Here is a 13,259-nt window from a genome sequence, read left to right as displayed (position 1 = left end):
GCATTGGAAATGAAAAAATTAGAAGGCAAAGTAGCAGTTGTCACAGGTGCAGCACGAGGAATAGGACGTTCCTATGCATTAAGGTTAGCACAATTAGGAGCACATGTAGGAATAATAGATGTGGACTTGAAGTCGTATCAGCATTTTGAAAAAGAGCATATCGGTGAGCAGTATGAAACAGTTGTCGATGAATTGTTAGAGCATGATGTAAAAGCAATTGGTGTAGAGGCAGATGTATCGAATGAAGCTGCTGTTCAAGCGGCTTTTAATAAAATTGTTACTCACTTAGGCGAAGTAGATATTTTAGTTGCCAATGCTGGTGGTGGGACAGGAGCTATACTTGAAAATAAAGCATCTGAAATTGACTTGGAGCAGTTGAAAATAGTGTACGAGCGCAACTTTGTCGGAACAGTGAATTGTGTCAAAGCAGTTGCAGGCGGTATGAAGAAAAAGAACTACGGGAAAATCGTCACAGTAAGCTCTGTTACTGGATTACAAGCAACAGAAGGAGGCACATACTCACACTACGGTTCTACAAAGGCCGCAATCGTTTCTTATACAAAATATCTGGCACAAGATTTAGGACCATATAATATTACAGTTAATGCAATTGCACCAGGTTATATTGCTACTGGTCGCTTAATTGAGCAATTTGAAAAAGCAGGCGCTGAAACATATACAAACCAAACCGCTTTAAAACGTTTCGGGACACCTGAAGATTGCGCCAATGTCATTGAATTTTTAACAACAGATCTATCCGACTATGTAACAGGGAGTGTTATTGATGTTACAGGCGGTATAACAAAATAGCAGCTGAGGATAGCTGACAAAAGGGGAAATCATTTTGAAAGCATTAGTGAAAGTTGGCAAAGGGCAATTAAACGTCCAAGATAGACAAAGACCTACACTTGAAGAAAATGAAATACTCATAAAAGTCAGTCATTGTGGTGTGTGTGGAAGTGACTTGCATGCAGCTCACCATGCTAAAGGTTATGAATTTGTACCTAAGGAAATTATATTAGGCCATGAATTATCTGGAACTGTAGTAGAGGTTCATCCTGCATCAAGTAATGAATATTTGCTAAATACACACGTTGTTGTTGAACCAGGTGTGATTTGCTCTCAATGTGAACAGTGCAGACAAGGGAGGCAAAATATTTGTTCAAATATTCAATGCCTTGGTTTGCATTTTGATGGCGGAATGGCTGAATATGTGAAGGTAAACGCTGCTTCAGTCCATCTCATACCTGAAAATTTGCCCTTTAAAATTGCTGCACTTGCCGAGCCTCTTTCCGTTGCGTTACACGCTGTTGAAAAAGTATCAAATGATATTACAGGCAAAAAAGTGTTAGTCCAGGGTTGTGGCATCATTGGTTTCTTTGTAGCGATAGCTGCTAAAAATGCAGGAGCTTTTGTTACTGTTTTAGGCTTAAGAAGAGATCGCTCTGTTCGTTTAAGTGCCATTGAAAAGTTTGATATTGCAGTTGAAATCGTAGAGGATCCTTTAGAAAAAAGAAATGACGCGGATATTGTTTTTGAATGTTCGGGTTCCTCATTGGCTGCGCAACAAGGAATATCACGACTTAAAAAAGGTGGCTCATTTGTTGTAGTTGCTTTATATGAACAGGACGTTGCATTACCGTTAAATGTGATGGTGAGAGGTGAAATCAACCTATTACCAAGCTATGGCTATTATAGTAATGACTTTGAAAAAGCATTTAATTTATTAGTTTCTTATAAGGAGCAATTTGCAGCAATCGTCGCCGTGTATCCTTTATTGAATGGCGCTCAAGCCTTTGAGGATGCTAGAAAACAAAAAGTCTTAAAATCTATGATAGCAATGTAAAAATAGAAAGTAGATTACGTATCATGAAAGGGGTAAATGGTATATGGTATCTATAAATACAGTTACAGGAAAGCTAAATATTAATGATTTGGGTTGTACACTTGTACATGAACATTTATTATTACGATCTGAAGTAGTGACGTTTCAATTCCCACATTTATATGATGAAGATGTAATTTATAAAAAGGCTGTGGAAGGTGCGAATGCTGTAAAATCACAAGGAGTAAAAACAATTTGTGATCCAACTGTTGTAGGAATGGGAAGAGATGTGCGATTTTTAGAGCGTGTCTCAAATGAAACAGATATGCAAATAGTAACAGCCACAGGTATTTATTCATTTACAGATATTCCTTACTATTTCCAAAATAGAGAAATAGATCATATGGCAGAAGCATTCATTCATGATATTGAAAAGGGCATTCAAAATACAAATATTAAAGCGGGGTTCCTTAAATGTTCTGCAGATGCACCTGGTCTTACACCAGATCTTGAAAAAGTATTTCGTGCTGTTGCACGTGCCCATAAAAGCACTGGTGTGCCTATTATGACACATTCTCATCCTGAAACGGAAAATGGCTTGAATCAACTAGCTATATTTGAAGAAGAGGGTGTGAATTTAAAATCTGTTATGATTGGTCACACAGGTGATAGCACAGACTTGAATTATATTCATAAGATTTTAGATAAAGGCGCTTATATAGGAATGGACCGTTTTGGACAAGGACCTCTTCCAGCTGCAAAAAGAAATGAAGTGTTATTGCAATTATTGAAAGAAGGCTTAGAGAAGCGCATATTCTTATCACAAGACTATTGCTGTAATATTGATTGGTATACGCAAGAATCAATCGATGAAATTATTCCAGGTTGGTCTATTCGTTTCCTAATTGATGAGATTCTTCCGCAGTTGCGAGAAGAAGGTGTTACAGATCAACAAATTCATACGATGATGTATGAAAATGTTCAAAATTGGTTTAGTGGAATTTAATCAATCAGTTTGGTTATAATTGAATAAATAGGAGTGTCTATAATAAAGAATCAAGTTCGCCAATTTTAACGGTGGCTTGATTCTTTATTTTTATGGTAACATATAAGGATTAGCAAAATGTGGATGTTCCCAAATTGATTTTTCTAACATAATTAATGTAAAAACGATATTGATTACATATAATCTTTACTATAATAAGCCATGCTATAGTCTTCAAGTATGCTTTAAAAGTAATTTACATATAGGTCAATGGAATATTAAAAGAAGGTGTTTGGATGAATAATACAAGTAAAAGCTCGTTAGTGGCTGAACGTGCGTTGAGTGCTCTGATGCTATTTGCGAGTGAACGATCTTTAGCTGTGTCGGATGTGGCAAAAGGGTTAAACATTAGCTTGACTTCGGCTTATAGATTAGTTGAAGCGCTAAATAATACAGGTTTTATTAAACGAGAAGAATCGAAAAAATATATTTTGAATCCACCGAATATTCTTAAATTGTATAATATGGTAGAGCAAGATCTTCGTAAAATTGCAAAGCCCTATATGCAAAAGTTAGCTAAGGAATTTCAAGAATCAGTGTATTTAAGTGTGATGTATAGTGACCAAATGACTTATTCATTTGTGGAGAAGGAAGAAAGCCCGATTACTTTGAAATGGGCTGAAAAGCTAGGCTATGTATATAAACTACCGACGGGAACAGCTGGAAAAACCCATCTTGCGTATTTTATAAAACAACTTAATCTACAAGAGCGAGCAAAAACTTTAGCAGAACTAGAGCTGGATGCACATACGAAAAATAGCATTATAACGATAGAAGCACTTGAAAAATCGTTAGAAGAAATTTGTGAAAAAGGCTACTGCTATACGAATAGTGAGCATGTGCAAGGAGCTATTGGTATATCGGTTCCGATTATTAATGCGTCAAATGATGCGACAGTAGCGGTATTAAGTGTGTTTATGGCAGAAACGAATTTTAAAGAGAATCAATTAGATTATTATTTACAAAAATTAAAAAGTAATGCGCAAAATATTGGTAATTCAATTTTATAAGAACTCAAAGAATTATACCGGTACTCTGATCACACCTTTAATTAGTTTGAACACAGTACTATTAAAGTGAGGATTTGTTCGGATTTGAGTTTCTTTAGATTAGTAGAAAGCGTAATTGCGCAACGTTCTCCAAAATTACTTGAAGACCTTGTTATAAGTAGGTCGATATTTCCTTGAACGCTGATATCATTAAAACTATACATAACTATTAATATATTAGAAAATATTGGAGGCCTTTGACATGTTAGCGAAGATAAAAGGAGTTAAGCTTCTAACGGAATACAAGAATCCAAATTATAAAGTAAAATTAGAATGTGAAGATGGTAGTGTACTACTCATTAGATTTGATTATACGTATGCTACGAAGAAATATATGCCTTTAGAGGTTTATCATAATGGTGTTTCTAAAGGGGCTAAATTGGCATGGTATACAAGTGAAGTTGAGAAGATGACAGTAAGTGAGTTTTTAGACAAAATTGCTACTAAAATAAACAAGAAATATAATTTCGAATTGAAAAAGTAAATAATTTTATAATTAGAGGGGTTTAAGGATGAATATTTTTAAGGTTTTATCTTCTAATGATGGTTCTATCAATGAGCCTAATGTAACTTCGTTTCTTGCTTATTTGTTAGACCCTAATGAAAATCATGGTTTAGGATCAAGGTTTGTTGAGAGTTTTTTAACACCAGTTGTATTAGCAAATAACGAGCAGTATAACGAGCTTATATACAATAATCGGATTCGAGATTTATCTCGAAATTCGAAGTATGAAGTAAGAGTTCAAGCTGAAGTAAAGGTCATATGCTCAGCGAGTGAAATTGCTAAAAAAACAAGGGATATAGATATTGTAATTGAACTTTTTGACCAAACATTTTCTGATAGTCTTCCAAAATTTTCGTTTTGTGTGGAAAATAAAATTAACGATGGAGCTATCCAAAAAGGTGATAATCAGCTTTTTGAGGAAATTATCGGATTAGTTAATTTTTATAAAGTTTCATCATTAGAGAAAGAACAACCTTTAGTTTCCTTTATATTCTTAACACATACTGGAAGTAAGAGAGCTTTAAATGAATTTAATGAATTATTATCTACTATAGAAGTAGAAAGGTTATCAGTACCTTGTTATCATCTGTCTTGGGGTGGAGAAGAACTAGATGACTTGGAGATTACTATAGTTGATTTGCTCAGTAAGATTCTTAAAGAAGAAGCCATAGGAAAGATTGAACCGATTTTTGATTACACGAAGCATACAATTAAGTCATTTATCTCTTTCATTTACTCAGGCTTTAAATCATATAAAGAAGAAAAAAATCTTTTATTCGAGAAATCAGACTATGGGAAACCAGTCATTCAATACATAAAAGACTTTTATGAAAGCTCACCGTTTGAAAAAGACATAAATCATGAAGATTTTAAAAAATGGGTAAGTGATATAGTGAAAGTAGCATCAGGCAAAACATTAAAAAATGCAAACTTTGACCGTTCGTACATTGTAAACGATCGAAATAGAAAGCACTACGGTGTGAATAGCGCACATAAAGAATATAAAAATTTATTTTATTATCCAGATGAAAACAATAAAAAAGTAATTAGAAAGTTAGACCTTTCTAACCCTCCTAAAAATGTGATGATTTATTGGAAAGACGACAACAATCCGGATGGTATGGGATGTGCTTTGCTCACGGAGATATTTGGTTTTTAGTTAAGTTAAGAAATTTTCAAAGGCCTACAAACGTTGATATACCAACGTTTGTAGTTTTTTTATTTTAATACATCAATTTTGTCCAACATACGCAGCAATGTTAAGGGATTGCTTGGGTGGAGTTAGTTTAATAGAGAGTAAAAGACCAAATCTTACGAAAGGGATTTGATCTTTTTTTATAGAATTAATATACAAGTAAGGTTATGTTTTGAATTTATTTACATGGAAGGAAGAGAGTTTGATGAATAAGGATACTTTGGGAATATTAGCTATAAATGTGAATGATTTTGGAGGTTTATATCCTAAAAAGTCTAATCTGATTGATTGGAACAGTGAAGTTGAAAAGGAAAATAGGAAGAACAGGGTTATCAAATTAATTAATTTTTTATCCAATAAAAATCCGGAAATAATCGTATTATTAGAATTTGATAGTTCAACAAAACAAATAGAATTTCTAAATTTTATTAATGAGAAAGGCTATGCAATTGTAAAAGAAAATATAAGGGGATCAATTGTAGTTGTTATACATAAAATAGAACTAAAAGTGAAGTTTATTTCTCAAAAAAGCAATTTAAAAGCATATGCTAAGTGGATAGAAATAAATATTGAATTGCATCAGTTCAAAAAGTTTAATGTGATAGGAGTTCATGTTCCATTAGAGTCTGAAAAAAGAATTCAATTCCAGAAGAAATTTCAAGAAAAATTTGATCTACCTACTGTTTTGATTGGAGATTTCAACGCTGCTACAAATGATGATAGAGCCATAGAACTGTTAAATAAAAGTAGGTTAAATGAAAATACAAATCTATTAAACAATATATTAAATAATAATTTTGTTGATTCTTGGAGAGAAGTTAATGGGAAAGATATAAATGAATATACATGGTTTAATTCGATGGATAAAAATGATGGAAGAAGATTAGATTATGCTTTTGTAACAAACAACATAGAAATATTAGCGGTCAACCATTTACCTGAATTGAATATGATATTGGATGAAAACGGTTTTACTGATCACTCAGGAATAGAAATTAAGATTAAATAACATTGATATAAAGCGCCTAATCTTAGATATTTAGATTAGCTCTTTTGGTTTTATAAGAGATTTTCACTATTATAGTTAACTGTAATCGAACAACAGCTCTGTGATACAGACCATTTCAAAGTTAGGCAACAACACGATCTGAAACAGGAGTTTTCTTTTTAAATAAAGCGTTGTGATAAATACGAAGCAAAAAATCAACGTGTCTTATTTGTTCGTCTAGCAGGTTGATTTAGAGGAGTTATTTGGTAATGTAACGAATTAAAATTTTTTGAACTGGCATCACAAAAGAGAACGAAATGGATTGTTAGGAGCTAGTAAAAAATTACTTATACGTATATAATAGTCAGGTTAATCATGGGTTATAATAACAAAATATAACGCATGGTTAAAAAAGGTAATAAATACTTCTGTGTTAGAAAATAAATAATATAATTATTGCTATCGGACGTAATTTTAATTGAGGAGCTGTAGAAAAGTAATGAAACAACAAGTGAATATTTTACATATTTCCGATATTCATTTTGGCATGGAAACAGATAAAGATGCTAGAGGGTTAGCATCTAGAGAAAATGCATTAAATCAATTATTAAAAACTTTAGAGGATTTAAATAGTTCTTATGCTATGCATACTGGAAGTTTCTTACTAGGAGAATGACGATGAAATTAGATTGTTTAATTGTTGATGATGAGATCGCTTTAGCTGAAACAACTTGTGAATATTTTAATATGTTCGAAGTCAAAACGGCTTTTGTGGCAAGTGCAGGGGAGTGCGAATTATTTTTGGAAGAACATGAACCATCACTGATTCTTCTAGACATCAATCTCGGTAGTGAATCGGGGTTTGATTTATGTAAAAAATTGCGTAAAACTACGCAGATTCCGATTCTATTTATAAGTGCTCGTTCCAGCGATGATGACGTTCTAATCGCACTTAACATAGGTGGGGACGATTACATTCAAAAACCATATACACTAAGCGTATTATTAGCAAAAGTAAAAGCAGTACTCAAAAGATATGGCAATGGCTCTAACCAACAAGAGGTTTTAGAGTTTGGTCAAATCCAAATTGATACCAAACTTCATCGTGTTCGAGTAAAGGGTATTGATATTCAGCTAAAAACGATGGAATATAAACTTCTGTATTATTTGGCGAATAATAAAAACCGTATCATCACTAAAGATGAATTGTTTCAAAATGTATGGGGAGATTCTTTTGTAGGGGATGGGACACTGAATGTACATATTCGGCATTTACGTGAGAAAATTGAAGAGAATCCAAAGGACCCGCAATTTATAAAAACGATATGGGGAACAGGATATGTGTTAGAGGACACTAAGCAATGAGAATAAAATTGCTAATTGCCTTGCTTTTGGTTATTTTTGTTGCAGGAATTACTTTTCCAATAATGATGATTAACAATAAAAATAGTTCAGAAGTGAATATGGTAGCTATTAATGAATTAGTTAAAACCGTCGAACAAAATTGGGGTCAAATTAATACTGAAACATTTAATAACAGCGACTTTCAACAACCACTTATGATTATAGATAATTTAGAAAATGTAATGTATCAAACACCGGATATTCAGTTTATTAATATATATGATGCCATCAAAAATAGAGATTCGATTATTGATGTGAGGCAAAATAATGAGATTGTAGGGAAAATTATTATCCGTAATAACGATAAAGAAATAGTGCAAAAAATGAAAAAGGAACTGGTTACATCTTTCAGTTTAATAGTTGGTTTATTAATGAGTGTTATTATTATTTACAATGTCTACATTTACAGAACGTTATTGAAACCTTTTATGCAGCTTCAACATTTCGCGGCGGATGTTGCTAGAGGTAATCTAGATATTCCTTTAAATATGGATAAAAACAATTATTTTGGTGCATTCACGGAAAGTTTTGATTTATTACGTGAAGAGCTCTATGCTGCTCGGCAAAGAGAGTATGAGTCCAACCGTAGTAAGAAAGAGCTTGTGGCCACATTAAGTCATGATATTAAGACGCCTGTTGCTTCAATTAAGGCAGTTAGTGAATTGATGCTTCTGCAGGTAAGGGATGAAAAGGTCATTAAGCAAGTGAATACAATCTATTCGAAAGCAGAGCAAATTGACTTACTTGTTACAGATATGTTTCATGCCACTTTAGAAGAGCTGCAACAGTTACAGATAACAGTAACCGAAGAATCGAGCGAGGTACTTGTTGATATGATTGAAAATGTAAATTATGACAATCAAATCGTCTATGATTCAATTCCACAATGTATTATTTTAACGGATGCTGTACGTATGCAGCAGGTAATAGACAATATAATTAGTAATTCATATAAATATGCAGGAACTAAGGTCACTATTAAGTCACAAATCAAGCAGGGTTATCTTGAACTCCACATCATGGACTTAGGGTCCGGAATTAGCGAAGATGAATTGCCCTTACTGTTCAATAAATATTATCGAGGAACAAATATCGGAGGCAAGAATGGTTCAGGCCTTGGTCTTTATATATCGAAGTATTTCATGGAAAATATGTATGGCCAGATAAGCTGTTACAATGGGCATGATGGCTTTACCGTAGTATTGAAAATCAAGCTTGCATGATAATTAAGGATTAGTTAATAATTGCATAAAGATTTAATAAGGATTCATTTTGTATGATAAGACTGTAATCTTCATTACGGTCTTTTTTCTTTGATTTGCAAATTCAAACACTAGCTTAATAAAGGGAGAGTGCTAAAAATATGACAAAGACGATTATCAAAACGGAGAAGCTGTGTAAAACCTTTTCAAGCGGTGGAATTCAACAGCATGTATTAAAAAATCTTGATATCAGTTTAATAGAAGGGGATTTTACAATCATAATGGGGAGTTCAGGGTCTGGGAAGTCCACTCTACTTTACGCAATGAGTGGAATGGATAAACCGACATTAGGCGAAATCGATTTTGCTGGTAAAAATTTAACTAAATTAAACAACGATCAACTAGCAATATTTAGAAGGAACAATTGTGGCTTTGTATTCCAACAAATTTATTTACTGGACAATATGAGTGTACTCGATAATGTACTGGCAAGTGGCCTTTTAGTAAATAAGAATAAGCGTGAACTCGTAAAAAAAGCGAAAGAACTATTAATACAAGTAGGGATCAATGAAAACGCATGGTCTAAATTTCCGACACAGCTTTCTGGTGGTGAGGCTCAACGAGTTGGGATTGTTCGAGCATTAATCAACAATCCGAGAATACTTTTTGCTGATGAACCAACTGGTGCATTAAACTCTGCATCTAGTGATAATGTGTTAGATGTTTTAACAAATGTAAATCGAAATGGGCAAAGTATAGTCATGGTCACTCATGATATGAAAACAGCATTGCGTGGAAACCGAATTTTATATTTGCGAGATGGCGTAATTTGCGGTGATTTGCAGTTAGGTGAGTTCAGTGAAAAAGAGAGCTTCGAGCGTCATGAAAAGCTAGGGGTGTTCCTTGCAGAAATGGGGTGGTAAGGTGAAAATCATGAATCTAGCCCTCGCTAATATTAGAAGAAGTAAATCGGCAACAGCTTCCTTATTTACATTTATTTTAGTTGCTGCGCTACTATTGAATATAGGTCTAATGGTCATTACTCAAATCAATACATTTTTTGATAGTAAAGTTGAACAATTAAAAGATCCTCATGCAATAATTATGATGGATTATGCAAGTTATAATTCAAGTTATGGAGAATTTATAACGAAATATCCTGGGGTGATAGAGTCAGAAACAGACGATATTATCAATATGGACATTGCCAAATTTAATTTTGGTGATAATGAATTAGCTAGTCGTACCGCTATTTTTAATGCAGATGATTATCGTCATATCGGGGCGTTGAAGTTGGTTGAAAAACTAAACACTTCAAGTGCTAATGATATTTTTATTCCTTACACTTTTAAAACAAATGGTGGTTATGAGTTAGGTGAAGATTTTACCATCACATATCAAAACAAGGACTATAAATATCGAATTGCTGGATTCTTTGAAACAACAATGATGGGTACGGCCAACATTGGATTCATGAAATTTATGCTACCAGAAATTGCTTATCAAACGTTAGCAGATGAACTAGGCAAAGGATTGGCCATATCTGCAGTGATGGAAGACAAAACACAATCTACAAAGTTACAAAACGATTTTAGTAAGGAGTTTCCTCAATCAACAGTAGGTGAAACGACTTCATCTATTGGGATGTTAGATATTGAGATGGTGAAAAGTGTAAGCACGTTAACCATTAATATCATAGCTATGATATTAGTAGCTTTTGCAGCCATTATCGTGCTTGTTTCACTAATTGTCATTAAGTATCGTGTATCAAATAGCATTGAAGACGGGATGACGAATATAGGAGTACTTAAAGCAATTGGTTATACAAGTAGACAAATTCTATCGTCAATTATTTTACAGTTTGTTTTAATCGCTTTTAGTGCAAGTATTGTTGGGGTTGCATTGTCATATTGTCTTATGCCTATCATAGGAAGCATTATTTCATCTTTATCCGGATTAATATGGTATCAGGGATTCAATATGATTATTAATGTAACAAATATATTTATTATTGTTTTTTGTGTTGTAATTGTTGCATTAATTTCCGCTTTTCGCGTTCGAAAAATTCAACCTATTATGGCCCTTCGAGGAGGTATTCAAACGCACAGTTTTAGAAAAAACTATTTTCCATTGGAGAATACGAGAGGTGGGCTTCATTTTTTACTTGCTATTAAATCGATGCTGTCAAATGTAAAACAAAACATCATGATACTTTTAATTATTATCGCATTAACATTCGCATCAGCTTTTTCAGTGGTGCTTTTTTATAACGTTGCTTCAGACAAAACCGCATTCGTTAACTTATTTGGCGCAGAACCAGCAAATGTGATGATATCTGTTAGGCAAGATGCAGATACAACAGAACTTTTGAGTCACATTAAACAAATGGACCATGTAAGTAAGATAAATATTTTTGATTTTATTACAACAAAAATTGATAATCAAACTGTAAATACGAATGTTACAGATAATTATAATCAGTTAGAAAATAATATTGTCTACGAAGGTCGTCAGCCAAAATATGATAATGAAATATCCATCTCCTGGGTTGTATCAAATAAAATTAATAAAGGAATTGGCGATACGGTTGAAGTAGAATATGGGGATAAAACAGCTAGTTTTCTAGTAACTGGCCTCAGCCAATCAATCGGCAATTTAGGACAAATAGCCTCATTAACGATGGATGGAATTCAGCGATTACATTCAGATTATAAAGGCACGACCCTTTATGTATATCTAGATGGTATATCAAACCAAAACTTTATTGAAAATGTTCACGAACAGTACGGAGATTATATAGTAGAAGCGTTAGACATAGATAAAAATATAGAGAGCCAAACAGGTATGTATACAGCTGCAGTATTTGCAGTTATGATAATGGTTCTGACAATTACCGTTCTAGTTGTTGTAATGATTTTGTATCTAATCATCAAAACGATGATTATTAAGCGTAAGAAAGAGTTTGGTGTAATGAAAGCAATAGGCTACTCAACAATTCAATTGATGCATCAAATTTCCATCAGCTTTGTACCCGTGATTATTACTGGAGTGACCATTGGTGGTGTCCTAGGATATTTTTATACAAACCCTATGCTTTCTGTATTACTTTCAAGTGCAGGGGTGAAACGTTTAGACTTTATCGTTCATTTACCGATTATTCTAATGCTATGTGTAGGCATTCTTATTTTAGCCTACATTGTCTCAATGTTCGTATCCTTAAAAATTAAGAAAGTTTCTGCTTACAGTTTAATTTCAGAATAATTATGCATAGTTTAGTATTAAAAATAGGCTAGATTCCAATGAAATAGAAACCGAGACTATATAATTAAACCCACCAGCATCCATGTGTTGCCACATAAACTCACCGCAGGAGGAATGTGTGAATAGAAGCTAATATTTTGTTTACGAAATCAAGTAAAAAACAATAAATTTCCTTTTTATATTTACTCACCAAGAGGCTGGGACAAAATTGGTCAGAACTTTAAAAAGCACTAGAAATCAATTTTAGACGTTGATTTCTAGCGCTTTTCTTTTGTGGATATTTTTTTATTTTGCTTTTTAAAAATACTTATGTCCAGCCTCTTTTTTGTATCCAACAAAAAATGAATTGATCCAATTCCTAACAGACAAAATGACAAATGGGGGGTTCTCAACAAATGGTGGAATACCCTATTAGTATTGATAACTACACAATTTACTCAGACGTAGCGAGTAATGAATAGATGAATAGTTGGTCATTCGATTACGTTGAGCGCTGTTCTAATTTATTCTATTACACTAACCTTATAAACAGGAATTCACCCGCTAGTAAATGGACAAAAAAATGACCGTTTCAATTTGCATTGAAGCGGTCAAACGTAATCAAATTGATTGTGATAACAGTAACTCATGGATGTATGTGTAATTTCTCTCTCTATACGCATAAGGATTATTTTTCAACCTTTCTTTAGAACTTCAGCAAGTCTACCTTCCTCAATTAATTGATTTATCCTATCCCTTGATTCTTTGTATTTCGGTTGTTTTTCTAAAAACCTCCATCATAGAAA

12 protein-coding genes are annotated in these 13,259 nt (G+C 33.3%); all 12 read left to right on the top strand.

The annotated features are described in order from the left end of the window. Nucleotides 1–9: 9 nt before the first annotated feature. The 12 genes from FJQ98_RS15175 to FJQ98_RS15120 all read left to right on the top strand — a co-directional run bounded on the left by FJQ98_RS15175 (nucleotide 10) and on the right by FJQ98_RS15120 (nucleotide 12,474). Entirely contained in the window at nucleotides 10–810 is an 801-nt protein-coding gene (locus tag FJQ98_RS15175) for an SDR family NAD(P)-dependent oxidoreductase (RefSeq protein ID WP_053597253.1), read from the top strand. A 34-nt stretch (nucleotides 811–844) separates the two neighbouring features. Beyond that, on the top strand, nucleotides 845–1,846 hold the full coding sequence (locus tag FJQ98_RS15170; protein ID WP_053597252.1) for a zinc-dependent alcohol dehydrogenase: 1,002 nt from the start codon (nucleotides 845–847) through the stop codon (nucleotides 1,844–1,846). A 43-nt stretch (nucleotides 1,847–1,889) separates the two neighbouring features. Further along, a complete protein-coding gene (locus tag FJQ98_RS15165) occupies nucleotides 1,890–2,831 on the top strand; it encodes a phosphotriesterase family protein (protein WP_053597251.1) in 942 nt (313 codons plus the stop codon). Between the two features lie 275 nt (nucleotides 2,832–3,106). Next, nucleotides 3,107–3,880: an IclR family transcriptional regulator gene (locus FJQ98_RS15160; RefSeq protein WP_053597250.1), complete on the top strand. Its 774-nt coding sequence runs from the start codon at nucleotides 3,107–3,109 to the stop codon at nucleotides 3,878–3,880. A gap of 241 nt (nucleotides 3,881–4,121) precedes the next feature. Continuing rightward, a complete protein-coding gene (locus FJQ98_RS15155) occupies nucleotides 4,122–4,403 on the top strand; it encodes a hypothetical protein (protein ID WP_053597249.1) in 282 nt (93 codons plus the stop codon). 28 nt (nucleotides 4,404–4,431) lie between these two features. Beyond that, nucleotides 4,432–5,583 carry a PD-(D/E)XK nuclease family protein gene (locus FJQ98_RS15150; protein ID WP_053597248.1) on the top strand — a complete coding sequence of 384 codons (1,152 nt, stop codon included), beginning with the start codon at nucleotides 4,432–4,434 and terminating at the stop codon, nucleotides 5,581–5,583. A gap of 241 nt (nucleotides 5,584–5,824) precedes the next feature. After that, nucleotides 5,825–6,628: an endonuclease/exonuclease/phosphatase family protein gene (locus FJQ98_RS15145; protein WP_053597247.1), complete on the top strand. Its 804-nt coding sequence runs from the start codon at nucleotides 5,825–5,827 to the stop codon at nucleotides 6,626–6,628. A 478-nt stretch (nucleotides 6,629–7,106) separates the two neighbouring features. After that, nucleotides 7,107–7,283: a hypothetical protein gene (locus tag FJQ98_RS15140; protein WP_158003110.1), complete on the top strand. Its 177-nt coding sequence runs from the start codon at nucleotides 7,107–7,109 to the stop codon at nucleotides 7,281–7,283. Nucleotides 7,284–7,285: 2 nt separating this feature from the next. Further along, complete coding sequence (locus FJQ98_RS15135) at nucleotides 7,286–7,972, top strand: response regulator transcription factor (RefSeq protein ID WP_053597246.1); 687 nt, start codon at nucleotides 7,286–7,288, stop codon at nucleotides 7,970–7,972. Then, nucleotides 7,969–9,234 carry a HAMP domain-containing sensor histidine kinase gene (locus tag FJQ98_RS15130; protein ID WP_053597245.1) on the top strand — a complete coding sequence of 422 codons (1,266 nt, stop codon included), beginning with the start codon at nucleotides 7,969–7,971 and terminating at the stop codon, nucleotides 9,232–9,234. The genes FJQ98_RS15135 and FJQ98_RS15130 overlap by 4 nt, the downstream gene beginning before the upstream one ends. Before the next feature lie 140 nt (nucleotides 9,235–9,374). Continuing rightward, the gene (locus FJQ98_RS15125; protein ID WP_053597244.1) at nucleotides 9,375–10,136 is read left to right on the top strand and encodes an ABC transporter ATP-binding protein; all 762 of its coding nucleotides are present in this window, start codon (nucleotides 9,375–9,377) and stop codon (nucleotides 10,134–10,136) included. Then, nucleotides 10,117–12,474, top strand: coding sequence for an ABC transporter permease (locus tag FJQ98_RS15120; RefSeq protein WP_241774665.1), 2,358 nt, complete (start codon nucleotides 10,117–10,119; stop codon nucleotides 12,472–12,474). The genes FJQ98_RS15125 and FJQ98_RS15120 overlap by 20 nt, the downstream gene beginning before the upstream one ends. Nucleotides 12,475–13,259: the final 785 nt, after the last annotated feature.

The sequence above is a fragment of the Lysinibacillus agricola genome (assembly GCF_016638705.1).
Classification (GTDB): Bacteria; Bacillota; Bacilli; order Bacillales_A; family Planococcaceae; genus Lysinibacillus; species Lysinibacillus agricola.
This window is presented reverse-complemented; position numbering and strand designations above follow the sequence as displayed.

Bases quoted from the DNA above. Each gene is read 5' to 3' on its own strand.
- FJQ98_RS15175 (WP_053597253.1), top strand. From the start codon at position 10: ATGAAAAAATTAGAAGGCAAAGTAGCAGTTGTCACAGGTGCAGCACGA.
- FJQ98_RS15165 (WP_053597251.1), top strand. From the start codon at position 1,890: ATGGTATCTATAAATACAGTTACAGGAAAGCTAAATATTAATGATTTG.
- FJQ98_RS15160 (WP_053597250.1), top strand. From the start codon at position 3,107: ATGAATAATACAAGTAAAAGCTCGTTAGTGGCTGAACGTGCGTTGAGT.
- FJQ98_RS15155 (WP_053597249.1), top strand. From the start codon at position 4,122: ATGTTAGCGAAGATAAAAGGAGTTAAGCTTCTAACGGAATACAAGAAT.
- FJQ98_RS15150 (WP_053597248.1), top strand. From the start codon at position 4,432: ATGAATATTTTTAAGGTTTTATCTTCTAATGATGGTTCTATCAATGAG.
- FJQ98_RS15145 (WP_053597247.1), top strand. From the start codon at position 5,825: ATGAATAAGGATACTTTGGGAATATTAGCTATAAATGTGAATGATTTT.
- FJQ98_RS15140 (WP_158003110.1), top strand. From the start codon at position 7,107: ATGAAACAACAAGTGAATATTTTACATATTTCCGATATTCATTTTGGC.
- FJQ98_RS15135 (WP_053597246.1), top strand. From the start codon at position 7,286: ATGAAATTAGATTGTTTAATTGTTGATGATGAGATCGCTTTAGCTGAA.
- FJQ98_RS15130 (WP_053597245.1), top strand. From the start codon at position 7,969: ATGAGAATAAAATTGCTAATTGCCTTGCTTTTGGTTATTTTTGTTGCA.
- FJQ98_RS15125 (WP_053597244.1), top strand. From the start codon at position 9,375: ATGACAAAGACGATTATCAAAACGGAGAAGCTGTGTAAAACCTTTTCA.